The sequence below is a fragment of the Pantoea sp. SYBGC1 genome (genome assembly GCF_057197005.1).
On sequence record NZ_JBXUNM010000006.1, the window covers coordinates 165248 to 189466 of the forward strand.

General features: G+C 57.3%; 25 protein-coding genes. 17 read left to right on the forward strand and 8 right to left on the reverse strand.

Annotated features, from left to right (window positions below):
* Positions 1 to 211: 211 nt before the first annotated feature.
* A complete protein-coding gene (locus AC2CF9_RS12440) occupies positions 212 to 1264 on the forward strand; it encodes an AbrB family transcriptional regulator (protein WP_484557144.1) in 1053 nt (350 codons plus the stop codon).
* On the opposite strand, the gene rarD is transcribed toward AC2CF9_RS12440, so the two are convergent.
* On the reverse strand, positions 1235 to 2134 hold the full coding sequence (gene rarD, locus AC2CF9_RS12445) for an EamA family transporter RarD (RefSeq protein WP_484557145.1): 900 nt from the start codon (positions 2132 to 2134) through the stop codon (positions 1235 to 1237). The two genes, AC2CF9_RS12440 and rarD, sit on opposite strands and share 30 nt — an antisense overlap.
* 41 nt (positions 2135 to 2175) lie before the next feature.
* Positions 2176 to 2646: a thioesterase family protein gene (locus AC2CF9_RS12450; RefSeq protein ID WP_150017880.1), complete on the reverse strand. Its 471-nt coding sequence runs from the start codon at positions 2644 to 2646 to the stop codon at positions 2176 to 2178.
* Between the two features lie 166 nt (positions 2647 to 2812).
* Here AC2CF9_RS12450 and pldA point away from each other — a divergent pair, with 166 nt between their 5' ends.
* Genes pldA through rhtC form a run of 3 tightly spaced genes read left to right on the forward strand, consistent with a single transcriptional unit; the run spans position 2813 to position 6173 of the window.
* A complete protein-coding gene (pldA, locus tag AC2CF9_RS12455; RefSeq protein WP_484557146.1) occupies positions 2813 to 3691 on the forward strand; it encodes a phospholipase A in 879 nt (292 codons plus the stop codon).
* 19 nt (positions 3692 to 3710) lie between these two features.
* Positions 3711 to 5537: an ATP-dependent DNA helicase RecQ gene (gene recQ / locus AC2CF9_RS12460; RefSeq protein ID WP_039381770.1), complete on the forward strand. Its 1827-nt coding sequence runs from the start codon at positions 3711 to 3713 to the stop codon at positions 5535 to 5537.
* A gap of 12 nt (positions 5538 to 5549) precedes the next feature.
* Positions 5550 to 6173, forward strand: a complete 624-nt coding sequence (gene rhtC, locus AC2CF9_RS12465; protein ID WP_484557147.1) for a threonine export protein RhtC — start codon at positions 5550 to 5552, stop codon at positions 6171 to 6173.
* 62 nt (positions 6174 to 6235) lie between these two features.
* Here the strand turns inward: rhtC and rhtB are convergent, their stop codons facing one another.
* Positions 6236 to 6859 (reverse strand): homoserine/homoserine lactone efflux protein, encoded by a 624-nt coding sequence (gene rhtB, locus AC2CF9_RS12470; protein ID WP_094111154.1) that lies wholly within the window; start codon positions 6857 to 6859, stop codon positions 6236 to 6238.
* Between the two features lie 104 nt (positions 6860 to 6963).
* Here rhtB and pldB point away from each other — a divergent pair, with 104 nt between their 5' ends.
* The gene (gene pldB, locus AC2CF9_RS12475) at positions 6964 to 7959 is read left to right on the forward strand and encodes a lysophospholipase L2 (protein WP_484557148.1); all 996 of its coding nucleotides are present in this window, start codon (positions 6964 to 6966) and stop codon (positions 7957 to 7959) included.
* A gap of 32 nt (positions 7960 to 7991) precedes the next feature.
* Positions 7992 to 8792 (forward strand): sugar/pyridoxal phosphate phosphatase YigL, encoded by an 801-nt coding sequence (yigL, locus tag AC2CF9_RS12480; RefSeq protein WP_150017883.1) that lies wholly within the window; start codon positions 7992 to 7994, stop codon positions 8790 to 8792.
* Between the two features lie 34 nt (positions 8793 to 8826).
* Here yigL and glpT read toward each other — a convergent pair whose 3' ends face one another.
* A complete protein-coding gene (glpT, locus tag AC2CF9_RS12485) occupies positions 8827 to 10167 on the reverse strand; it encodes a glycerol-3-phosphate transporter (RefSeq protein WP_071668204.1) in 1341 nt (446 codons plus the stop codon).
* A 402-nt stretch (positions 10168 to 10569) separates the two neighbouring features.
* On the opposite strand from glpT, the gene AC2CF9_RS12490 reads away from it, so the two are divergent.
* Positions 10570 to 11430, forward strand: a complete 861-nt coding sequence (locus AC2CF9_RS12490; protein ID WP_484557149.1) for a carboxylate/amino acid/amine transporter — start codon at positions 10570 to 10572, stop codon at positions 11428 to 11430.
* Positions 11431 to 11468: 38 nt separating this feature from the next.
* On the opposite strand, the gene AC2CF9_RS12495 is transcribed toward AC2CF9_RS12490, so the two are convergent.
* From AC2CF9_RS12495 to AC2CF9_RS12505, 3 genes are all read right to left on the reverse strand, one after another.
* Positions 11469 to 11951 carry a YehS family protein gene (locus AC2CF9_RS12495; protein ID WP_071668203.1) on the reverse strand — a complete coding sequence of 161 codons (483 nt, stop codon included), beginning with the start codon at positions 11949 to 11951 and terminating at the stop codon, positions 11469 to 11471.
* A 93-nt stretch (positions 11952 to 12044) separates the two neighbouring features.
* The gene (metR, locus tag AC2CF9_RS12500; RefSeq protein ID WP_039381784.1) at positions 12045 to 12980 is read right to left on the reverse strand and encodes an HTH-type transcriptional regulator MetR; all 936 of its coding nucleotides are present in this window, start codon (positions 12978 to 12980) and stop codon (positions 12045 to 12047) included.
* 178 nt (positions 12981 to 13158) lie between these two features.
* A complete protein-coding gene (locus tag AC2CF9_RS12505; RefSeq protein WP_484557150.1) occupies positions 13159 to 13995 on the reverse strand; it encodes a dienelactone hydrolase family protein in 837 nt (278 codons plus the stop codon).
* Positions 13996 to 14295: 300 nt separating this feature from the next.
* Between AC2CF9_RS12505 and udp the strand changes: the two genes are divergently transcribed.
* The 10 genes from udp to tatD all read left to right on the forward strand — a co-directional run bounded on the left by udp (position 14296) and on the right by tatD (position 23580).
* Entirely contained in the window at positions 14296 to 15057 is a 762-nt protein-coding gene (gene udp, locus AC2CF9_RS12510) for a uridine phosphorylase (protein WP_039381790.1), read from the forward strand.
* 99 nt (positions 15058 to 15156) lie between these two features.
* A complete protein-coding gene (locus tag AC2CF9_RS12515) occupies positions 15157 to 16428 on the forward strand; it encodes a tetratricopeptide repeat protein (protein WP_484557157.1) in 1272 nt (423 codons plus the stop codon).
* A 91-nt stretch (positions 16429 to 16519) separates the two neighbouring features.
* A complete protein-coding gene (gene rmuC, locus AC2CF9_RS12520; protein ID WP_484557151.1) occupies positions 16520 to 18007 on the forward strand; it encodes a DNA recombination protein RmuC in 1488 nt (495 codons plus the stop codon).
* Positions 18008 to 18081: 74 nt separating this feature from the next.
* Positions 18082 to 18840: a bifunctional demethylmenaquinone methyltransferase/2-methoxy-6-polyprenyl-1,4-benzoquinol methylase UbiE gene (gene ubiE, locus AC2CF9_RS12525; protein ID WP_039381797.1), complete on the forward strand. Its 759-nt coding sequence runs from the start codon at positions 18082 to 18084 to the stop codon at positions 18838 to 18840.
* A 6-nt stretch (positions 18841 to 18846) separates the two neighbouring features.
* Positions 18847 to 19452, forward strand: a complete 606-nt coding sequence (ubiJ, locus tag AC2CF9_RS12530; RefSeq protein WP_039381799.1) for a ubiquinone biosynthesis protein UbiJ — start codon at positions 18847 to 18849, stop codon at positions 19450 to 19452.
* On the forward strand, positions 19449 to 21086 hold the full coding sequence (ubiB, locus tag AC2CF9_RS12535; RefSeq protein WP_150017889.1) for a ubiquinone biosynthesis regulatory protein kinase UbiB: 1638 nt from the start codon (positions 19449 to 19451) through the stop codon (positions 21084 to 21086). The genes ubiJ and ubiB overlap by 4 nt, the downstream gene beginning before the upstream one ends.
* A gap of 104 nt (positions 21087 to 21190) precedes the next feature.
* Positions 21191 to 21436 (forward strand): twin-arginine translocase TatA/TatE family subunit, encoded by a 246-nt coding sequence (gene tatA / locus AC2CF9_RS12540; RefSeq protein WP_039381803.1) that lies wholly within the window; start codon positions 21191 to 21193, stop codon positions 21434 to 21436.
* Between the two features lie 9 nt (positions 21437 to 21445).
* Positions 21446 to 21958: a Sec-independent protein translocase protein TatB gene (tatB, locus tag AC2CF9_RS12545; RefSeq protein WP_150017890.1), complete on the forward strand. Its 513-nt coding sequence runs from the start codon at positions 21446 to 21448 to the stop codon at positions 21956 to 21958.
* Positions 21959 to 21960: 2 nt separating this feature from the next.
* Complete coding sequence (tatC, locus tag AC2CF9_RS12550) at positions 21961 to 22707, forward strand: Sec-independent protein translocase subunit TatC (protein WP_150017891.1); 747 nt, start codon at positions 21961 to 21963, stop codon at positions 22705 to 22707.
* A gap of 90 nt (positions 22708 to 22797) precedes the next feature.
* Entirely contained in the window at positions 22798 to 23580 is a 783-nt protein-coding gene (gene tatD, locus AC2CF9_RS12555) for a 3'-5' ssDNA/RNA exonuclease TatD (RefSeq protein WP_150017892.1), read from the forward strand.
* On the opposite strand, the gene rfaH is transcribed toward tatD, so the two are convergent.
* Positions 23577 to 24065 carry a transcription/translation regulatory transformer protein RfaH gene (rfaH, locus tag AC2CF9_RS12560; protein ID WP_039381813.1) on the reverse strand — a complete coding sequence of 163 codons (489 nt, stop codon included), beginning with the start codon at positions 24063 to 24065 and terminating at the stop codon, positions 23577 to 23579. The genes tatD and rfaH overlap by 4 nt on opposite strands.
* Positions 24066 to 24219 lie beyond the last annotated feature (154 nt).

Sequence of the window (24219 nt, forward strand, 5' to 3'; positions counted from 1 at the left end):
GCGCCATTCATGGCGCCCTGGCCGAATATCGCACCCGTCTGATGACGCCATTCATGGCGCCCTGGTTGAATACCGCACGCGCCTGATGACGCCATTCATGGCGCCCTGGTCAAACATCGCACCCGCCTGCTGATTAAAAAACGATTTGCGCTGGCTCCGGGGGCGCAACCTGCGTAACCTGTTGAACTCTTATCTTTGTCTGATTCTGCTCATGTCACACTACTCTCTCCGCTTACAATGGATGCTGCTGGTGATTGCGTCGCTGACGCTGGGCGTTGCTCTCCAGCTGCTTCACTTGCCCGCTGCGCTGCTGCTTGGCCCGATGATTACCGGAACCGTGATGGGACTCAGCGGCGCAACGCTGCGTATCGATAAACGGCTGTTTATTCTGGCGCAGGCGGTGCTGGGCTGCATGATCGCTCAGAGCCTGTCGCCCGCCATACTGACCCCATTATTAAACGACTGGCCGGTCGTGCTGGCGGTACTGATCCTCACGCTGGCCGCCAGCGGTCTCTCAGGTTTTCTGCTGGTGCGCTTCAGTAACCTGCCAGGGCCTACCGGTGCCTGGGGATCGTCGCCCGGCGGCGCCTCGGCGATGGTGGCGATGGCAGGGGATTTCGGGGCTGACGTGCGTCTGGTCGCGTTTATGCAGTATCTGCGCGTGCTGTTCGTCGCCACGGCGGCGGCGGTAGTGGCGCGTATTGGTCTGGATACCAGCGGCGGTGCGACCGGGGTGATCTGGTTTCCGGCGCTTGATTACGGTTTTTTGCTGACGCTGGTGGTAATGATTGCCGGTGCCTGGCTCGGGCAGCGCCTGCGGATCCCCTCCGGTGCGCTGCTGCTGCCGGCGCTGATTGGTGCCACGCTGCAGGGGAGCGAAATCGCAACGTTGCAGGTGCCGGAGTGGATGCTGGCGCTGGCCTATGCGCTGATTGGCTGGAGCGTCGGACTGCGCTTTACGCGCCCGATTTTCCTGCTGGCGCTGCGGACGCTGCCGCAGATGCTCGCCTCAATCCTCGGGCTGATGGTGCTGTGTGCGGCGCTGGCATGGATGCTGACACGGGTACTGCATATTGACCTGATGACTGCCTATCTGGCTACCAGCCCGGGCGGGCTGGATACCGTCGCTATTATCGCAGCCGGCAGCCGGGTCGATATGGCGTTTGTGATGGCGCTGCAGACGCTGCGTCTGTTTACCATTCTGCTCACCGGCCCGGCACTGGCGCGCTTTATCTCACGCTTTGCGCATCCGCGTGCGGGCTGAGAAGAGTACGGCGTCAAAAATAAACACCGCCAGCGCCAGCCAGATAAAGCCAAAGGTGACCAGCTTATCGGGGGTGAGGCGCTCGCCATAAAATAGTACCGCCAGCAGGAACATCAGCGTCGGGCCAAGATACTGGAAAAAGCCCACGGTTGAGAGACGCAGACGCGCGCAGGCTGCGGCAAACAGCATCAGTGGAATGGTGGTCAGCACGCCGGCGGCCACCAGCATCAGATTGAGGCTGAGCGGATTGGCGCTGAGATGACTGGTCGCGCTGTCGGCAATACCAAACAGATAGATCGCCGCCAGCGGGAGCAGCCACAGCGTCTCGATCAGCATGCCGCTTTGTGCATCAACCTGGATCTTTTTCCGCACCAGGCCATACAGCGCAAAGCTCAGCGCCAGCCCCAGCGCAATCACCGGCAGCGAGCCAAACTGCCACAGCTGCACCAGTACGCCCGCCGCCGCCAGCACAACCGCCAGCCACTGCAGACGGCGAAAGCGCTCACGCAGAAACAGCATACCCAACACCACATTAATCAGCGGATTGATAAAGTAGCCGAGGCTCGCCTCCAGCATATGCTGATTATTGACCGCCCAGATAAACAGCAGCCAGTTGCCGCCGACGGTGACGGCGGTCAGCGCCAGCAGCAGAACTTTTTTCGGCTGAGCGGCCACCTGACGCACCTGCTTCCAGCTGCGGCTCAGCGTGATCAGGATCAGCATAAAGAGCACGGACCAGATCACCCGGTGGGTCATGATTTCGGCGGGCGGTACTGCCCTGACCAGTTTGAAGTAGGCCGGAGCAACGCCCCAGATAAAATAAGCGCCGAGCGCATAAAAAATGCCCTGCCGCGTTTGCTGACTGTCCATTGTATTGTCCATAAGGCGGCGCACCGGTTGCGCTGCGTGGGTTAACCAATCAGGTAGGTGGCGGTGGCCGTAGCGATATAATCGTGCTGCTCGTTATGCAGTTCAACGCGCGCCACGGCGACTTTATTGCCGGCACGCAGCAGTGTGCCGGTAGCGATAAAACGCTCACCGCGGCCCGGGCGCAGATAATCAACCCGCAGATCGATAGTGCCCATTCGCGCCAGCCGCTGCCGCAGCTCCTCTTCGCTGATGCTCTCCTGCCGCGTCAGCGCATGGCTGACGCAGACCAGCCCGGCGGTAACATCCAGTACTGAAGCAATCACGCCGCCATGCAGGATCTGCTGTGCGGCGTTGCCTACCAGCATGGTTTTATTGGCAAATGCCAGCCGGATCGTATCAGCATCAAGGTGTTCCAGCTCCAGGCCCAGCGCCTGATTAAACGGCATATGATAAACAAAAATTTCACCAATCAGCTGGCGCGCGTCCTGCTGAGTCAGCATCGGAGATGACATAGTTACGGCCTTAAGATGTTAAGAAGTTGTGTATATTATGCTGCTCCCGCGCTGCTTTCCAGTTTCAGAAATCGGCGCTGATCAACGTCCCGCTTTGCGTGTAGAATGGCCTGCTTTTTGTACCACCGCCCTGAAAACCTTCCCACGCAGCGCACTGGAGAACACTATGCGTAAGCAATACGTCATGCTGGCCGCGGCATTAACCGTTCCTGCACTGGCGCAGGCAGATGAAGCCACGATTAAAAATATTCACGACGCACCTGCGGTGAAGGGGAGCGTGATCGCAAATCTGCTGGAAAAGCATGACAATCCGTTTGTGCTTTACCCCTATGAAAACAACTACCTGCTTTACACCTACACCAGCGACATGAATAAAGAGGCGATTTCCTCTTACAACTGGGCAGACAAAGCGAAAAAAGATGAAGTAAAATTCCAGCTCAGCCTGGCGTTTCCGCTGTGGCGCGGCATTTTAGGTGATAACTCAGTACTGGCCGCCTCGTATACTCAGCGTTCATGGTGGCAGCTGTCGAATCGCGGCGCGTCGTCACCCTTCCGCGAAACAAACTATGAGCCGCAGCTGTTTCTGGGCTGGGCAACGGACTACTCGCTGGCAGGCTGGACGCTTCGCGATGTGGAGCTGGGCGTTAATCATCAGTCCAATGGCCGCAGCGATCCCACTTCCCGCAGCTGGAACCGCCTTTACGCCCGCCTGATGGCAGAAAACGGCAACTTCCTTGCGGAGATCAAACCCTGGTATCGTCTGCCGGAAAGCGCCAGCAATGACGATAACCCGGACATGACCAAATACATGGGTTATTACCGCGCGAAGCTCGGCTATATGATGGGCGACAGCATTTTCAGCGTGGAAGGCAACTATAACTGGAACAGCGGCTACGGCGGCGCAACCTTCGCCTGGAGCTATCCTCTCACTGAACACGTTCGCTTTTATACGCAGCTGTTCAGCGGCTATGGCGAATCGCTTATCGACTATAACCACCGTCAGACCCGTTTAGGCGTGGGCGTAACGCTTAACGATCTGTTCTAATCAGAAAAACAGGATTACCGTGGCAATTTCGGCAGTGCACAATCAGGAAACGCTGGCGCAGCAGGTGTTACATGACACTTTCGGCTATCAGCAGTTTCGTCCGGGTCAGCAATCCATTATCGAGTCAGCGCTCTCGGGGCGCGACTGTCTGGTCGTCATGCCGACCGGCGGCGGCAAATCGATCTGTTATCAGATCCCGGCGCTGGTACAGGACGGGCTGACGCTGGTGGTCTCCCCGCTGATTTCACTGATGAAAGATCAGGTTGATCAGCTGCTGGCCAACGGCGTGGCGGCGGCGTGCCTCAACTCGACGCAGACGCGCGAACAGCAGCAGCAGGTTTTTGCCGATTGCCGCACCGGGAAGCTCAAACTGCTCTACATCGCTCCGGAACGGCTGATGATGGACAACTTTCTCGAGGGGTTGCAGCACTGGAATCCGGTGATGCTGGCCGTTGATGAAGCGCACTGTATTTCGCAGTGGGGGCATGACTTCCGGCCGGAGTATGGCGCGCTCGGGCAGCTGAGGCAGCGCTTTCCGCAGCTGCCGGTGATGGCGCTGACCGCCACGGCCGATGAAACCACGCGTAACGACATTGTTCATTTGCTGCAGATGCGCGATCCGCTGATTCAGGTCAGCAGCTTTGATCGTCCTAACATTCGCTATACCCTGGTGGAGAAGTTCAAGCCCACCGACCAGCTGCTGCGCTATGTGCAGGAGCAGCGCGGCAAAAGCGGCATTATTTACTGTAACAGCCGGGCAAAAGTGGAAGATACCGCCGCGCGTCTCCAGAGCCGCGGTCTGAGCGTGGGCGCCTATCACGCTGGCATCGACAGCGCACAGCGTGCGCATGTGCAGGAGGCGTTTCAGCGCGACGATCTGCAGATTGTGGTCGCTACCGTGGCGTTTGGCATGGGGATCAACAAACCCAACGTACGCTTTGTGGTGCATTTTGATATCCCGCGCAACATCGAATCTTACTATCAGGAAACCGGCCGCGCCGGACGTGACGGCCTGCCTGCTGAAGCGATGATGCTTTACGATCCGGCGGATATGGTCTGGCTGCGCAAATGCCTGGAGGAGAAAGTTCCGGGGCCGCTGCAGGATATCGAGCGTCACAAGCTCAATGCGATGGGCGCGTTTGCGGAAGCGCAAACCTGCCGGCGTCTGGTACTGCTGAACTACTTTGGTGAAGGGCGTCAGCAGCCCTGCGGCAACTGCGATATCTGCCTCGATCCTCCCCGCCGCTATGACGGGCTGGTCGACGGGCAGAAAGCACTGTCGTGCATTTACCGTACCGGCCAGCGTTTTGGTATGAGCTACATTGTGGAAGTCTTGCGCGGCTCAGCCAGCCAGCGTATACGCGATAACGGCCACGACAAACTGCCGATCTATGGCCTGGGGCGCGAGCAGAGCCTGGAGCACTGGATCAGCGTACTGCGTCAGCTCATTCACCTCGGCATGGTGACACAAAATATCGCCATGCACTCTGCACTGCAGCTCACCGAGGCTGCGCGTCCGGTGCTGCGCGCTGAAATACCGCTGATGCTTGCGGTACCGCGCACCGTAACGGCGAAAAGCCGCAGCAGTGCACCAAAAGTGTACGGCGGCAACTACGATCGCAAGCTGTTTGCCAAGCTGCGTAAGCTGCGCAAGGCGATAGCAGATGAAGAGAATATTCCGCCTTACGTAGTGTTTAATGACGCCACGCTGATTGAAATGGCGGAGCAGTTGCCGGTCAGCGCATCAGATATGCTGAGCGTAAACGGCGTCGGGCATCGCAAGCTGGAGCGCTTTGGTAAGCCGTTCCTGCTGATGATCCGGGAACATCTTGATAATGACGAATAAAGGACTAAACGCATGCTGATATTGTTTGCTACCGTCGCGCTGGTGCACCTGGTTGCGCTGATGAGCCCCGGCCCTGACTTCTTTTTTGTGTCGCAAACTGCGGCCAGCCGCTCGCGTAAAGAGGCGATGATGGGCGTGCTGGGCATTACGCTGGGCATTGTTATCTGGGCGGGCGTAGCGCTGATGGGTCTGCACCTGCTGCTGGCCAAAATGGCGTGGCTGCATGAAATTATCATGGTGGGCGGCGGGCTTTATCTGCTGTGGATGGGCTGGCAGCTGCTGCGTTCGGCGCGTCAGCGCCATAAGCAACCGCAGAGTGATGCACCCGCGGTAGAGCTGCCGAAGCGCGGCATGAGCTTTCTGAAAGGGCTGCTGACAAACCTGTCCAATCCCAAAGCTATTATCTATTTTGGCAGCGTCTTTTCGCTGTTTGTCGGCAATGATGTCGGTGCTGCGACGCGCTGGGGGCTATTCCTGCTGATTATTACGGAAACCTTTGCATGGTTTGCGCTGGTGGCCGCTATCTTTGCTCTGCCGTGGATGCGCGAGAAGTATCAGCGTATGGCAAAGTGGGTGGATGGCATGGCGGGCGTGCTGTTTGCCGGTTTTGGCATTCACCTGATTATTTCGCGCTAGGTCTGGTCGCCTGAAACGGCGACGCTGCGCCGGGTGTGGCTGACTGCACACCCGGCCGTTTATCACGCTATTTTACGCGCGCTGGCTAACAGCGCACCGACCGCCATAAACAATCCGCCAAAAATGCGGTTCAGCAGCTTCATCTGTCTCGGACCTTTGATCCAGCCCGCAATGCGCGTCGCCAGCGTGGCGTAGCCAATCATTACAATGATATCGACCACAATCGTGGTCACGCCGAGGATCAGATACTGCATCAGCTGCGGCTGATGGGGCAGAATAAACTGCGGAAACAGCGCGGCAAGAAACACGATGCTTTTAGGGTTGGTCAGGTTAACCAGCAGCGCGCGCTGAAACAGGTGCCGGCGCGGCATCGCTTTGGCAACGGCGTTCAGGTCGAGGCTGCCAGCGGCGCGCCACTGCTGAATACCCAGCCAGATCAGATAGGCGGCGCCGGCCCATTTCAGGATCTCAAACGCCAGCAGCGACTGTGAAAATAGCGCGCCGAGTCCGGCCCCCACCAGCACAATATGCACCGCCAGTCCGAGCTGTAAGCCGGTGATCGATACAGCCGCACCGCGATAGCCGTGGCTGATACCGGTGCTCATGGTATTGATAGCGCCCGAGCCTGGCGAAAGGCTGAGGATGGTTGTGGTAAGCAGGTAGGTTAACCACCATTCTGTAGTCATGCATGACATTCCCTGAAGCGAGCGAAGTATGACACAATACGCCAGAAAATTGCGCTGCGCTATGGCATACCAGCAGGGCGGATTGAACTCTCCGGGAGGGGCAGATGCAGCACCATAAAGAGAGCTGGCTCAGACGCGAACGCGCTTTTGCGGCGTTTGCTACCGGTCCGCTGCTCGACTTCTGGCGGCAGCGGGAAGAGTGTGAGTTCACCGGCACGGGCAATCTTACTCTGCGCTATGTACGTTTTACTGCGCCACACCACACGCGCGTGATCCTGATTGTGCCGGGGCGTATTGAAAGCTATATCAAATACCCCGAGCTGGCATATGACCTGTTTCACTGCGGCTACGATGTGGTGATTATTGACCATCGCGGGCAGGGGCGCTCTGAGCGGCTGCTGGCAGATTCGCACCGCGGCCACGTGGTGGAGTTCAGCGACTATGTTGACGATCTGGAGACCCTCTACCTGAAAGAGATTGTCAGCCAGCATTATCAGCAGCGCTATGTACTGGCTCACTCAATGGGCGGTGCCATTGTCGCGCTGTTTCTGGCCCGGCAGCCGCGGGCCTTTCATGCGGCGGTGCTATGCGCACCTATGTTTGGCATTGTGCTGCCGCTGCCGCCCTTTCTGGCGCACCGTATTCTTGACTGGGCAGAGAAGCGGCCAGCGCTGCGCGACGGATATGCCCTTGGCACCGGGCGCTGGCGCGCGCATCCGTTTGGCATTAACCGCCTGACGCACAGCCGCGAGCGCTATCGACGCAATCTGCGCTTTTATGCTGACGATCCGGCTATTCGCGTCGGCGGTCCGACCTATCACTGGGTGCGTGAAGGCGTGCAGGCCGGACGCAATATCATGCGTCAGGCAGCAAATATCACCACGCCGCTGCTGCTGCTGCAGGCGAATGAAGATGATGTGGTGGACAACCGTTCACAGGATCTCTTCTGCCAGGCGCTGGCAGCAGCCGGGCATCCCTGTGAAGGTAACGCACCGCGCGTCATTGAAGGCGCGCGCCATGAGATTCTGTTTGAATCAGATGCAATGCGCGCCGAAGCGCTCAATGCCACCGTGGATTTTTTTGCCCGTCATCTCAGCTGACGTTATTTCCGTTATTACAACCCGAGGTTTCCATGTTTCACATCGTTGCATCCGATCTGGATGGCACGCTGCTCTCGCCGCAACATCGTCTGACGCCGTTTGCCCGTACCACGCTGCAGGCGCTGGTGGCGCGTGATATCCATTTTGTTTTTGCCACCGGCCGCCACCATATCGACGTGGGACAGATGCGCGATAAGCTCGGCATTCCGGCGTATATGATCACCTCCAACGGCGCGCGCGTGCATAACGCCTCAGGCGAGCTGATTTTCAGCCACAATCTTGACGGCGATATCGCCAGCGAGCTTTACGCCCTGAAATATCAGGATGAAAACATCCTGACCCATGTTTATCGCGATGATGAGTGGTTTATGAACCGTCACCATCCCGATGAGCAGGACTATTTTCAGGAGTCAGAGTTTATGTATCAGCTCTATGAGCCGGGAATATTGCCCACCGATGGCATCAGCAAGGTCTTTTTCACCTGCAGCGATCCGGCCAGTCTGCTGCCGCTGGAGCAGGCGATTGAAGCGCGCTGGGGCGATCGCGTTAACGTCAGTTTCTCGCTGCCAACCTGTCTGGAAGTGATGGCGGGCGGCGTGTCGAAAGGGCACGCGCTGGAGGCTGTGGCAAAACAGCTGGGGCATTCGCTGAAAGCGTGCATCGCATTCGGCGATGGCATGAACGATGTGGAGATGCTGAGTATGGCCGGTAAAGGGTGCATTATGCACAACGGTCAGCAGCGCCTGAAGGATACGCTGCCGTCGCTGGAGGTCATTGGCAGCAATGCGGACGATGCGGTGCCGCACACGCTGCGTAAACTCTTTCTGGAGTAAAAAAAAGGGGCCGGTCTCTCCCGGCCCGCCTCGCTTATCCCAGCTGTTTCTTATGCTTATGTTCATTGATCATGGTGAGCAGCAGCAGCACCACTGCCAGCACCGAGCCGGCGATCATCACCATAAACCCGCCATCCCAGCCGAAGAAATCAACGGTATAGCCAACAATAGCGCTGGCTGCTACTGAGCCACCCAGATAACCGAACAGGCCGGTAAAGCCCGCTGCGGTGCCGGCGGCTTTCTTCGGTGCCAGCTCCAGCGCGTGCAGGCCAATCAGCATCACCGGGCCGTAGATCAGAAAGCCAATCACAATCATACAGAGCATATCGATGCCCGGATTGCCCGGCGGGTTAAGCCAGTAGATTACGGTAGCGATTGTCACCAGCGTCATAAAGAACACGCCGGTCGCGCCGCGGTTGCCTCTGAACACTTTGTCTGACATCCAGCCGCACAGCAGCGTACCGGGAATGCCCGCATACTCATACAGGAAGTAGGCCCAGGAGGATTTATCCAGCGTAAAGTGTTTCACCTCTTTCAGATAGGTCGGCGACCAGTCGAGAATGCCGTAGCGCAGCAGATAGACAAAGACGTTTGCCAGCGCGATATACCACAGCAGCTTATTGGGCAGGATGTACTGCATAAAGATCTGCTTTGCGGTCAGCTCCTGCTCATGATCCTCACTGTAATCAGGTGGATAGTCGTTTTTCCACGCTTCAATCGGCGGCAGGCCGCACGATTGCGGCGTATCGCGCATCATGGCAAATGCAAACAGCGCGATCAGAATGGCGCCAAACGCGGGCATATAGAGCGCCGCTTTCCAGTCGTTAAACCACGCCATACCGAGCAGGAACAGCAGCGGCGGGATACCGCCTCCGACGTTATGCGCGCAGTTCCACACGGAAACGATGCCGCCGCGCTCTTTCTGTGACCACCAGTGCACCATGGTGCGGCCACACGGCGGCCAGCCCATTCCCTGGAACCAGCCACACAGGAACAGCAGAACAAACATCACCATAATGCTGGAGGTCGCCCAGGGCACGAAGCCCATAAACAGCATGACCGAGGCGGCAAGAATCAGGCCCGCCGGCAGAAAAACGCGCGGGTTTGAGCGATCGGAAACAGACCCCATGATGAATTTGGAAAAGCCGTACGCAATAGAGATGCCGGAGAGGGCAAACCCTAAATCACCGCGCGAGAATCCCTGTTCAACCAGATAGGGCATCGCCAGCGCGAAGTTTTTGCGTACCAGATAGTAAGCGGCATAGCCAAAGAAGATCCCGAGGAAGATCTGCCAGCGCAGCCGGCGATACAGCGGATCAACACGATCGTCAGCGACCTGAGGCCGATGCGGTGCAGGTTTGAAAATACTCAGCATGAGTGTGGCCCTCCGGGGCGCAGAATAGTTATGAATTTCCCAGCAGGTTGGGGCAGAAATACGCATAAGCGTAAAGGAAACCTGGTGTTTCCATATCGCGCAAAGAATAGAGATGGTTGCTGCACGTTACTGTGACGTGTGACACATATGTTACAGTTTTATGACAATCAGGAGCGAAAAAAACCAGGAAATGTTGGATTTCGCGCATTTTGCCAGGTTTTAAGCCGGTGTTAATGCGCATTCTGACCAGGGCCTGTATCAGGAGGTAACAGCGGACCAGCACGGATCGCCAGCTGCTCGCCACGATTGGGTAAAATATATTCAGTTGTAAACCAGATTATTCAGCTGACGCAGGCGGGTTTGATTACACTAGCGCCTCTGTTTATCGGGAAATGGTGTACCGTGCTGTTACTTATTATCACCACTGTATTGTGGGCTTTTTCTTTTAGTCTGATCGGCGAATATCTGGCCGGCCAGGTTGATAGCTGGTTTTCCGTGCTGATGCGCCTGGGCCTGGCCGCGCTGGTTTTTCTGCCGTTTCTGCGCTGGCGCGGCTACCGGGCATCAACGCTGCTGCTCTATATGCTGGTGGGAATGCTGCAGCTCGGCATTATGTATCTGCTCAGTTTTGAAGCCTATCTCTACCTGAGCGTATCTGAGTTCCTGCTGTTTACGGTGATGACGCCGCTCTATATCACGCTGATTTATGACCTGCTGAGCCGGCGTCCCTTGCGCATCGGCTACGCCTTCAGCGCGCTGCTGGCGGTAGCGGGGGCAGCCATTATTCGCTATGACAAAGTCAGCGATCATTTCTGGCTGGGTCTGCTGCTGGTGCAGGCGGCGAATCTCTGCTTTGCTGTCGGCATGGTGGGATACAAACGGCTGCAGGAGACGCGGCCCATGCCGCAGCATACGGCGTTCTCCTGGTTCTATCTCGGAGCGGTGCTGATTGCCGCCCTGGCCTGGTCGCTGTGGGGCAATCCGCAGAAACTGCCCACGACTACGCTGCAGTGGAGCGTGCTGATATGGCTGGGCGTTGCCGCATCCGGGCTGGGCTATTTTATGTGGAACTACGGAGCCACGCAGGTGGATGCCGGCACGCTGGGCATTATGAACAATATGCATGTTCCGGCGGGGCTGCTGGTGAATCTGGCGATCTGGCAGGAGAAGCCACACTGGCCGAGCTTTATTGCGGGCGCTGCGGTGATCTTCGCTTCACTCTATGTGCATAAACGCTGGGTGACTGGCAGGCGTCACGCCTGAGCACGTGACGGGCGCAGCCTGCAGGCTGCGCCATGCGATCAGCTTTTCTTCGCCGGCGTTCCCGGACGCTGAATCAGCGTTAACCCTTTCAGGAAATTACGCAGGATTTGATCGCCACATTCGCGGTAGTTCTTGTGATCCGGGTTGCGGAAGATAGCGCCGATTTCGCCCTGTGAAACCTTGAAGTTGGCTTTCAGCAGGATGTCGGGGATATCGGTGGTTTTCAGCGCAAACGCGATACGCAGCTTCTTCAGAAAGATGTTATTGCTCATGCGACGTTCAACAGAGGGCGCCGGCGCATCGTCGCTTTTACCGCGCCGGTAGTAGATCAGCCCGTTGAGGAAATAACCCATCAGTACATCAGGCAGTTTGCGAAACGCGGCGTCATCCTCTTTTTTCAGCCAGGCCTGCACATCCTCCAGCGGCACATCGCTTCCCGCAAGGGCAAAAATCTCCACCACTTTGCTATCGCTCAGATCAAGCATATAGCGCACGCTGCGCAGAACATCGTTATTAGTCATGGTGAAACTCTCCGGGTATGCAGTAAAGGCGGCGCATTATAGTGCAGGCGGGGCGGGGATAACAGCGCGGCGCACGCACGCCGCGCCGGGCCATCAGGATGCGCCGGGTAATACCGCGCCCGGCTGTGAAGCGTCGCGCACAAACGGCAGGTGATCACAGGCGTGCTGACGGGCAAAACGCACAAAGGCTTCCAGCACCGGCTGACGCTGTTCGCCTTCGCGTACGGCGGCGTAGAGCCGGCTCCAGAGACCGTCGCCCAGCGTTTTAGTGACGACCAGCCCCTGCTTCTCAAAGTTCTCAACCACCCAGTGCGGCAGGGCGGCGATCCCCATCTGCGCCGAAACCATCTGAATCAGCAGCAGCGTATTGTCCACGCTTTTCAGCGCCGGGCTGACGCCGGCGGGCTGCAGAAAGTGACGCCAGACATCCAGCCGCTGGCGCTGTACCGGGTAGATCATCAGAACTTCATCAGCGAAATCCTGCGGCGTAATATGCGTGCGCTGCGCCAGCGGATGATCGGGTGCCAGCACCAGCCGCATCTCAAAATCAAACATCGGCGTATAAAACAGCCCGCTGCGCGGCAGAATATCCGAGGTCAGTACCACATCAAGCTCGCCCTGCTGCAGCGCCGGCTGCGGATCAAAGGTGACGCCGGATTTAAAGTCCATCACCACCTGCGGCCAGCTCTTGCGGAAGTTATTCAGCGCAGGCGTCAGCCACTGAATACAGCTGTGGCATTCAATGGCGATGCGCAGCGTAGCCTGCTGCTGTGGCTCATGACACGCCTGCAGCGCCTGCTGGATCTGCGGCAGTACCTGCTCTGCCAGCTGCAGTAAAATCTCACCCTGCGGCGTAAAGCGCAGCGGCTGGCTTTTACGCACAAACAGCCGGAAGCCAAGGCGCTGCTCCAGATCGCTGAACTGATGCGATAACGCAGACTGCGTCTGGTGCAGCTGCGCCGCAGCGGCGGCGAGCGAGCCGGTGTTGTGTAACGCCTGCAGCGTTCGCAGGTGTTTGAGTTCGATCATGAGAATCCTTCACAGCGGGACAAAACGGATGACGCGGTAAGCTATACACTACCCGCAGATTGTGGCGGTGTAAACATCTGGATGGCTAAATGGGAGGCTGCCGCGCGCAGAGGCAGCAAACGCGGGCGTCAAAAGCAGAACGTGCACGAAAAAGGGCGCCTCAGCGCCCCGGATAACGTTATGCGGTGGGGGCTACCCCATACTGTTTAAACCACGCCAGCATACGTTGCCAGGCATCCCGGGCCGACTCCGCATGATAGCCCGGACGATAATCAGCGTTAAACGCATGACCGGCATCCGGATAGACCACAATTTCCGCTTTGGCATTGGCGGCATGCAGCGCCTGACGCATTTTATCGATGCTCTCCAGCGGGATACCCTCATCCTGCCCGCCATACAGGCCGAGCACCGGCGCGTTGAGATCGACAGCGACATCAATCGGATGCTTCTGCTGCTTCAGCGTTTTTTCCCCTTCCAGGCGGCCATACCACGCGGCTGCGGCACGCACCTGAGGATTGTGTGCGGCAAACAGCCAGCTGATGCGCCCGCCCCAGCAGAAGCCGGTAATCGCCAGACGTCGAATATCGCCATCGTGCCGTGCAGCCCAGTTTGCCGCATGATCGAGATCGGCAAGCACCTGGCTGTCGGGCACTTTGCTTACCAGCTCGCTGAGCAGCGTCGGGATATCGTGATACTCCTGCGGATCGCCTTCGCGGAAATAGAGTTCCGGCGCCACTGCGAGGTAGCCCTCCAGTGCCAGGCGGCGACACAGATCGCGGATATGCTCATGTACGCCAAAAATTTCCTGAACCACCAGTACCACCGGCAGCGTACCGCTGAATGATTTAGGTCGTGCGTACCAGGCAGGCAGATTTTCACCCTGGCTGGGAATAGAGGTCTCGCCACACTGAATCGCATCGCTTTGGGTAATGATTGTGCTGCTGGCGGCGGGCTGCGCCGCTGAGGCGAAGCCACCCGGGGTCGATTCTTGTGCCATATTTTCTGTGGTTTTCATGGTTCTCTCCGTGCTGGCAGGTGCGCAATCAGGTAACTATAGCCTGGTCATAATGGCCGGATGGTTACAGGGTAAAAGGAACAGATTCTCAGATGCGGCTTCTGTATTAACATTGCCGCTGAAGCTTACGCAGCACCGTGCCGGATAAATGTGCGAAACGGCGCATCATATTGTGACAAAAATCACAAATAGTGCGGTTAGTAATGTAACTTTCATTATTCGAAGTGAGAGATATCACATATTTGTCGCGCTGCCTCACGTAGAGTGCGCGTCACAATACTTAATTAGCAGGAGTCTGATATGACCCAGTCTGACGTTTTCCACCTTGGTATCACTAAAGCTGACCTGAAAGGCGCTACGCTGGCGATTGTCCCGGGCGACCCGGAGCGGGTGAAAAAAATCGCTGCGCTGATGGAGAATCCGCAGCATCTGGCGTCGCATCGTGAATTCACCACCTGGCTGGCGGAGATCGACGGCAAGCCGGTAGTGGTCTGCTCAACCGGTATCGGTGGTCCTTCCACTTCGATTGCGGTAGAGGAGCTGGCGCAGCTCGGCGTCCGCACCTTCCTGCGCGTCGGCACCACCGGTGCCATTCAGCCGCACATTAACGTCGGTGACGTGCTGGTGACGACCGCCTCAGTACGCCTGGATGGCGCCAGCCTGCACTTTGCTCCGATGGAGTTTCCGGCCGTGGCCGATTTTGCCTGTACCACGGCGCTGGTCGCGGCGGCAGAAGAGTGCGGCGCGCGTACCCATATCGGCATCACTGCCTCTTCTGATACCTTCTATCCGGGCCAGGAGCGTTACGACACCTTCTCTGGTCGTGTGGTCAATCGCTTTCAGGGCTCCATGCAGGAGTGGCAGGCGATGGGCGTACTTAACTATGAGATGGAATCCGCTACACTGTTAACCATGTGCGCCAGTCAGGGACTGCGTGCCGGCATGGTGGCTGGCGTCATTGTGAACCGTACGCAAAAAGAGATCCCGGACGCGGCAACCATGAAGCAGACCGAGAGCGACGCCGTGAAAATTGTGGTGGAAGCCGCGCGTCGCTTACTGTAGTGCGCCAGTTGGCAATGGATGCGGGACCCGCCTCACAGGGAACTCAGTTGCTGACGAATAAGGATGCGCACCTATTCAGCGAACTCCGGGATCCCTTTTATGCGCAAAACCTTCTCCGCTCCCCGTTCCGCCTCTGTCAATAATCCCGCTGCTGCGCAGGCGCGCGTTGAACACGCCGCCGCGCAGTTTCGCCAGGCGATGGCCGACGGCGACTACGCGCAGGCGCGTCAGTGCTGTGAAGCGGTATTGCGGGTAATGCCGAACCATATGCAGGTGCTCAGCGACTATGCGCTGACGCTGATGCGCACCGGCGACTATAAAAAATCGTACAAAATCTATCAGAAAATCTGCCAGGCGCCTGACGCACAGCGTGCACAGGCTTCGGAAACCTGGCTGGATGGCCTGACTGAGGTCTGCGGCTGGCTGGATAAGCCGGATGAGGTGGCGCGCTACGGCCTGGCTTCGCTGATGCACTCTGATGCCCGCTTTTCTGCCGGACAAAAGCAGCCGTTTCCGGCTGATGCGCCACCGGCGTTTAACCCGCACAATCCGGCGGAAAACAGTATTGCGTTCAGCCTGTATGGCAATCAGCCGCGCTACTGCGAAACGCTGATTAAGAACGTTGAGGTCGCGCGCGAGCTCTATCCGGCATGGCACTGTCGCGTCTATCTGGATGAAAGCGTGCCGCAGCACGTCTGGCAGCGCCTGCAGCAGGCCGGCGCGCAGCTGGTGGATATGTCGCACGAAAAGGAGATTCAGCCTACGCTCTGGCGCTTTCTGGTGATGGATGACCCCACGGTCAGGCGCTTTATCATTCGCGACGCCGACTCGCTGCTGTCAGAGCGCGAAGCCGCGGCCGTGCAGGCCTGGCTCGACTCGCCGTTCTGGTTTCATCATATGCGTGACTACTTTACCCATACTGAACTGCTGCTGGCCGGAATGTGGGGCGGCTGTCACGGCGTCTTCCGCAACCTTGCGCAGCAGATGCGTGACTTTATGGCGCGCTACACCGGCAATCAGCGCTTCACCGATCAATATTTCCTCAAGGTGGCGCTGTGGCCCACCGTTCGCACCAGCCTGCTCAGTCATGACGATCTTTTTCATTTTCATCAGGCGCAGCCGTGGCCCGCTCACGCCCCCGTTCGCTGGCAGACGGACCATTTTCATGTTGGCAGTAACGCCGGCTATGCCAGCATGACCGGTAAGGCCACTGCCCCCTGCAACGGGACGCAGCAGGTTGAACTCGCCTGTGGCGACCAGAGCTGGTGTTATCCGGCGCGCGTGGTGAATGAGCGTGAATGGGTGCTGCCGATGCCATTTTTCCTGATCGATGCCTGGAAAGCGGGCGAACTCACGGTCAGAGCCTGCTGACCTCCTGCGGCCTGGCGGTCAGAGATTTCAGTAGACATTCCTCCAGGCCAACTTTACCTTTCCCCTGAGCATCGCGAGGGGCGGGGGGATCATGGATCAGCAATTTATTATCACGCTTGTGCTGGCACTGGCCGGTCTGGGTATCGGCTGGCTGCTGGCGCAGCTGCGTGCCAGCCAGCAACACGCCAGCCTGACCGCGGAGCATCGCCTGCTGGAAGCAGCGCAGCAGCGTCAGCAGCGCGAACAGGAACAGCTGCAGCTGCAGCTCCGGCAGCGTGAACAGGAGCTGCGGCAGCTCCATGGCACCCTGAGCGGGGCACAGGAGCGCTTGCAGCAGCTGGATTACTGGCGTGCAGAAAGTGAGCAGCTCAGCCGCGAACTGCGTAATCAGCTGGAGGTCAACAGCGCACAGGAAGCGGAGCTGCGCGAGGTGACTATCCGGCTGGAGGAGACGCGCTTTGCCGCTGAAGAGAAGCAGCGGCTGCTGACTAACAGCGAGCAGCGTCTGAGCGCCCAGTTTGAGAATCTTGCGAATCGCATTTTTGAAAACAGCGGTCGCCGTGTTGATGAGCAAAATCGACAGAGTCTGAACAGCCTGATTGCGCCGCTGCGCGATCAGCTGGATGGCTTTCGCCGTCAGGTCAATGAGAGTTTCGGTCAGGAGGCGCGTGAGCGTCATACGTTAACGTATGAGATCCGCCAGCTGCAGCAGCTCAATGCACAAATGGCGCAGGAGGCGTTAAACCTGACCAAAGCGCTGAAAGGCGACAACAAGATTCAGGGTAACTGGGGCGAAGTGGTGCTCAGCCGGGTACTGGAAGCGTCCGGCCTGCGGGAGGGGTATGAGTATGAAACCCAGGTTAACATCGCGCTGGAGCAGGGGCGCATGCAGCCTGACGTGATTGTCAGGCTGCCGCAGGGCAAAGATGTGGTGGTGGACGCCAAGATGACGCTGGTCGCGTATGAGCGCTACTTTAACGCTGAGGATGATGCCGCACGGGAGCTGGCGATTCAGGATCATGTTGCGGCGATGCGCGGTCATATTCGTCTGCTGGGGCGAAAAGATTATCAACAATTGCCCGGTTTACGCTCGCTGGATTATGTGCTGATGTTTATCCCGGTGGAGCCGGCGTTTTTGCTGGCCATCGATCGGCAGCCTGAGCTGATTAGCGAGGCGCTGCAGCAGAATATTATGCTGGTCAGTCCGACTACGCTGCTGGTGGCGCTGCGTACTATCAATAATCTGTGGCGCTATGAGCATCAGAGCCGCAACGCCCAGCGCATTGCCGATCGCGCCGCACGGCTCTATGACAAAATGCGGCTGTTTGTCGATGATATGAGCGGCATCGGCCATAATCTGGATAAGGCGCAGCAAAGCTATCAGCAGGCGATGAAAAAGCTGGCAGAAGGGCGCGGCAATCTTATCGCCCAGAGCGAGGCGTTTAAGTCGCTGGGAGTTGAAGTTAAGCGGCCCATTAATCCGCAGCTGGTGCAGCAGGCGCTGCCGGATGAAGCGAATGAGCGCTGGGCAGAAGATGATGCGGAAACACCGGCAGAAGTGCGCCGTATCAATGAATAACCGGCGGCAACGTGCTCGGATCGCGCGACTCTGATACACTTCGGAGAGAATTATTTGTGGAACAGGTAAAACCGATGGCAGATGAATCACAGCAGGAAACTACTCACTTTGGCTTCCAGACCGTAGCAAAAAGTGAAAAGGCCGATAAAGTCGCGGACGTGTTTCATTCCGTTGCGGCAAAATATGACCTGATGAACGATTTGATGTCGTTCGGCGTCCATCGCGTATGGAAGCGTTTTACCATTGACAGCAGCGGCGTGCGTCGCGGTCAGCGCGTGCTCGACCTGGCAGGCGGCACGGGCGATCTCACGGCGAAATTTTCCCGCCTGGTGGGTGAAACCGGGCAGGTGGTTCTGGCGGATATTAACAGCTCGATGCTGAAAATGGGCCGTGAAAAGCTGCGTAATCTCGGGGTCACCGGCAACGTCAGCTATGTGCAGGCGAATGCGGAAGCTCTGCCGTTCCCGGATAACTATTTTGACTGCATCACCATCTCGTTTGGCCTGCGCAACGTTACGGAAAAAGAGAAAGCGCTGGCCTCAATGTTTCGCGTGCTGAAGCCGGGCGGTCGTCTGCTGGTGCTGGAATTTTCTAAGCCGGTGCTGGATCCGCTGAGCAAGGCGTATGACGCCTATTCATTCCATATTCTGCCGCGTATCGGGCAGCTGGTGGCGAATGACGCAGAGAGCTATCGCTATCTGGCTGAATCTATTCGTATGCATCCCGATCAGGAAACCCTGAAAGCGATGATGAACGATGCTGGTTTTGAAAACAGTACGTATCACAACATGACTGGCGGCATTGTCGCGCTGCATCGTGGCTTTAAGTTCTGAGTAACCATGACGCTAACCCCTCTTATTACCGGCGCGCTTGAAACCGCGCTGAATCGTGTACTTTATCGCGATCGCAGTCTGAAAGCTGCCCGGCAGCGCCTGGCAGGTAAGGTGCTGCTGCTGCGGCTGCAGGAGCTCGATTTTCCCCTTGTACTGGTTTTCAGCGAAACGCGACTGGACGTGCTGGGCGACTGGCAGGACAGCAGCGACTGCAGCGTCAGTCTGCGCCTGAGTACGTTGCCTAAACTGCGCGATCGCCAGCAGCTTACCGGCCTGATCCGCAGCGGCGAGCTGAACGTTGAGGGCGATCTGCAGGTGGTACAGCAGTTTTCCGCATTAATGGATCTGGCTGAACTCGATCCGGCAGAGTATCTGGCGCCCTGGACCGGTGATATTGCGGCTCAGGGTATCAGTCAGGCTGGCAGGCGGGCGCTGGCTTTTGCGCAGCAGCAGGTAACACGCCGTCAGGACTATCTCAGTCAGGTGGTAACCGAAGAGTGGCGGCTGGCGCCCGGTGCGCTGGAGCTGGCATGGTTTGCAGAAGAGGTTGAAGCGATGGAGCGTTCACTAAACGCCTTTGAGGCGCGTCTGGCACAGCGGGAGGCGAAATGACGCTCGGAGAACTTCGGCGCTTATATTTTATCATTAAAATTTTTCTGACCTACGGGCTGGATGAACTCATACCGCACATGCGCATCACGCTGCCGCTGCGGCTGTGGCGCCGCTGCGTATTCTGGATCCCTAACCGGCATAAAGAAGCGGAGATGGGCCTGCGCCTGCGCCTGGCAATGGAGCAGCTTGGCCCGGTCTGGATCAAGTTTGGTCAGATGCTCTCAACCCGTCGCGATCTGTTTCCGCCAAAGATTGCCGATGAGCTGGCAATCCTGCAGGACCGTGTTGCGCCGTTTGACGGCGTGAAAGCAAAAGCGCAGATTGAGCGCTCAATTGGCGGTCCGGTTGAGACCTGGTTTGATGATTTCGATATTAAACCGCTCGCCTCTGCCTCTATCGCTCAGGTCCACACCGCGACGCTGAAATCTAACGGCCGCAAAGTGGTTATTAAAGTGATCCGCCCTGATATCCTGCCGGTAATCAAAGCGGATATGAAGCTGATCTACCGGCTGGCACGCTGGGTGCCGCGCCTGTTGCCGGATGGTCGCCGCCTGCGTCCGATGGAGGTGGTCCGCGATTATGAAAAAACGCTGATTGATGAACTCAATCTGCTGCGGGAAGCGGCCAATGCGATTCAGCTGCGCCGTAATTTTGATCAAAGCCGCATGCTCTACGTACCGGAGGTCTACTCCGATTACTGCAGCGAAACCATGCTGGTGATGGAACGGATTTACGGGATCCCGATCTCGGATGTCGCCACGCTGGAGCAGCATGGCGTCAATATGAAGCTGCTGGCTGAACGCGGCGTGCAGGTTTTCTTTACCCAGGTATTCCGCGACAGCTTCTTTCACGCCGATATGCATCCGGGCAACATTTTTGTCAGTTACGATCATCCGGAAGATCCGCAATATATTGGTATCGACTGCGGTATTGTGGGATCGCTTAACAAAGAAGATAAGCGCTATCTGGCCGAAAACTTTATTGCCTTCTTTAACCGCGACTACCGCAAGGTAGCAGAACTGCATGTAGATTCCGGCTGGGTGCCGCCCGATACCAACGTTGAAGATTTTGAGTTTGCTATCCGCACCGTCTGTGAACCGATTTTTGAGAAGCCGCTGGCGGAGATCTCATTTGGTCACGTGCTGCTGAACCTGTTCAACACGGCGCGCCGCTTTAATATGGAAGTGCAGCCGCAGCTGGTGCTGCTGCAAAAAACGCTACTCTATATTGAAGGGATTGGACGTCAGCTCTACCCGCAGCTCGATTTATGGAAAACCGCGAAGCCCTTTCTGGAAGAGTGGATCAAAGATCAGATCGGTCTTCCGGCACTGGTACGTAAGGTTAAAGAGAAAGCACCTTTCTGGGCAGAGAAACTGCCAGAACTGCCGGAGCTGTTTTACGACAGCATGCGCCAGCATAAGTTATTGCAGCACAGCGTCGATAAACTGGTTAATGAACTCAACGCGCAGCGTACCCGGCATCATCAGTCGCGCTACCTGTTTGGTGTGGGGGCTACGCTGCTGTTAAGCGGAACGGCAGTACTCCTGAGCCGGCCCGACTGGGACTTCTTCCCGGCGCTGTTAATGGCGGCGGGCATCGTGACCTGGCTGGTGGGCTGGCGCAAGACAAACTAATTGTTTGCCTGATGCAAATCGCGTAATGTCGCAGGCCGGAGCCGGTTTCACGGCCTGCCACATTACAGTTTTTCGTTTTATTAAGTATTTCAGAGGCATATCTCATGGGCGGTATCAGTATCTGGCAATTATTAATTATTGCCGTCATCGTTGTACTTCTGTTTGGCACCAATAAACTGCGCAACCTCGGTTCAGATCTTGGCTCATCTATTCGCGGCTTTAAAAAAGCGATGAGTGATGAAGATGAGAAAAAAGATCTGCCTAAAGAGCAGGATGCTGACTTCAATGCCAAAACGCTGGCAGATAAACAGCATGACCCGGTGAACAAAGATCAGCCGCGGGATAAGTAAGGTGTAACTGTGTTCGATATTGGCTTTAGTGAACTGGTTCTGGTGTTCGTGATCGGCCTGATTGTGCTCGGGCCGCAACGTCTGCCGGTGGCGGTCAAAACCGTAGTGGGCTGGATCCGGGCAATTCGCTCGCTGGCGGCTAATGTGCAGCACGAGCTGGCGCAGGAGCTAAAGCTGCAGGAGTTGCAGGACAGCCTGAAAAAAGTGGAAGAGGCGGGAAAGGGAACGCTCTCTCCGGAGCTGAAGCAGTCAATGGAAGAGCTGCGCAAAACCGCTGATTCCATGAAGCGCTCTGTTCAGCAGAGTATTGATATCGAAAAAGCGGAGGATGAAGCGAACACGATTCATCAGCCTGCCGCGGTTAAACCTGATGTGCCTCCGGCTGCTGCTGCTGTCACGCCCGCGCAGGCGGAGCATCACGCCAGCGCACCGGCGCAGGCACCTGCTGCCGCAGAAACCGTTAACAATCGGGCTGATGCGGCGCACTCATCCACTCCCCTTTCTGCAAAAGATGAACGATAACCATGGCTGTTGAAGATACCCAGCCGCTCATCAGCCATCTGATCGAGCTGCGTAAGCGTCTGCTGAACTGCATCATTGCCGTGTTTGCGATTTTTCTCTGCCTGGTCTATTTCGCTAACGACATCTATCACGCGATTGCCGCGCCGCTAATCAGCCAGATGCCGGCCGGCGCCAGTATGATTGCCACAGATGTTGCCTCGCCATTTTTTACGCCGATCAAGCTGACCATCATTGTCTCGGTGTTTCTGGCGGTTCCGGTGATCCTCTATCAGGTGTGGGCATTTATCGCGCCAGCGCTCTACCGGCATGAACGCCGGCTGGTTATGCCACTGCTTTTCTCCAGCACGCTGCTGTTTTATGTTGGTGTGGCTTTTGCCTACTTTATTGTCTTTCCGCTGGCGTTTGGCTTTTTTGCCAAAACCGCGCCGCAGGGCGTCACCATTGCAACCGATATTACGAACTATCTCGACTTTGTCATGACGCTGTTTATGGCGTTTGGCGTTGCGTTTGAAGTGCCGATAGCCATCGTGCTGCTCTGCTGGACCGGAATCACCACGCCGGACGATTTGCGAAAAAAACGGCCTTATATTCTGGTCGGCGCTTTCGTTGTTGGGATGCTGCTCACACCGCCAGACGTTTTTTCCCAAACTTTGCTCGCTATTCCGATGTACTGCCTGTTTGAAGTCGGCGTATTCTTTTCCCGCTACTACGTGGGCAAAGGGCGTAAAGCGGCAGAGGAAGACTCCTGATCGCGTTTACGCAGGACACCCCGTTGCGCGCGGGGTGAAAGCATTTTACAAACCGCCCGCCTGCCGGGCGGTTTTTATTTAGGGGAAGAGATGTTTGATATCGGTGTAAACCTGACCAGCACGCAATTCGCAAAAGATCGCGTTCAGGTGGTTAAGCGCGCGCGTGAAGCAGGTGTCACCGGCATGCTGCTTACCGGCACTAACGCGCTGGAGAGCCAGCAGGCACGACAGCTGGCAGCACAGCATCCCGGCTACTGCTGGTCTACGGCCGGCGTTCATCCGCATCACGCCAGTGAGTGGTCCGCAGAAACAGCCAGCACGCTGCGCCGCCTGGCAGAGAGCGAACAGGTAGTTGCCATAGGGGAGTGCGGGCTCGACTTCAACCGCAATCTGGCTGCGCATCAGCAGCAGGAGTATGCATTCGATGCCCAGCTGGCGCTGGCCGCAGAGCTGCAGCTGCCGGTGTTTTTACACTGCCGCGAAGCGCACGATCGCTTTGTCGCGGTGCTGGAGCCGTGGCTGCCGAAGCTGGCGGGAGCGGTGGTGCACTGCTTTACCGGCACGCGCACGGAGCTGGAAGCCTGTCTGGCGCTGGGCCTCTCAGTGGGCATTACCGGCTGGGTGTGTGATGAACGCCGCGGAATGGCGCTGCGTGAGATGCTGCCGCTGATTCCGGCGGAGCGTTTACTGCTGGAGACGGACGCGCCTTATTTGCTGCCGCGCGATATGCGGCCCCGTCCGGCCTCGCGGCGCAATGAACCCTGTTTTCTGCCTCATCTGGTGCAGCAGGTGGCGGGCTGGCGCGGAGAGACGGCGGAGGTGCTGAGTGCGCAGGCCGACGCAAACGCGCGTCAGCTGTTCAGGCTGGCTTAAACCTTACGAAACAGTTTGTTATCCACACTGCGCATCACCTGCTTATTCAGCAGATTCAGCAACAGGATCGAACGGGTTTCACCGTCGGGCTCGGCAAAAATCGCCCGCAGCCCTTCAAACGTGCCGTCGGTAATAAGCACTTCATCGCCCGACTGCGGCGTTTCAGGATCCAGAACAATCTGTGGTGTATCGGTCTGCAGCGCTTCAATCACTTCATAGGGCACCGTGGCGGGCATAGCGCCAAAGCGCACAAAATGGCTGACGCCACGCGTGCTGCTGATGGTGGTGGTATGAATCGCTTCCGGATCGAACTCAATAAACAGATAGTTAGGGAACAGCGGCTCACTGACAGTGGTGCGTTTACCGCGCACCAGCTTCTCCATCGCGATCGTTGGACTGAGGCATGTCACTGCCTGACGCTCAAGGTGTTCCTTGGCGCGCAGCAGCTGTCCGCGTTTGCAATAGAGTAAGTACCAGGATTCCATAACTGCCCCCGAATAATGGATGCCAAGAATAACAAACCTGCAGTCAGAGTTATAGCGTATCGGCTGGCGTATACCGTGCCGGCCAGAGAAATTCTCTGCGAATTTTCTGATTAGTGCGTTATCTGTGCGCTTTGCGGCAAGAGAATTGACGACC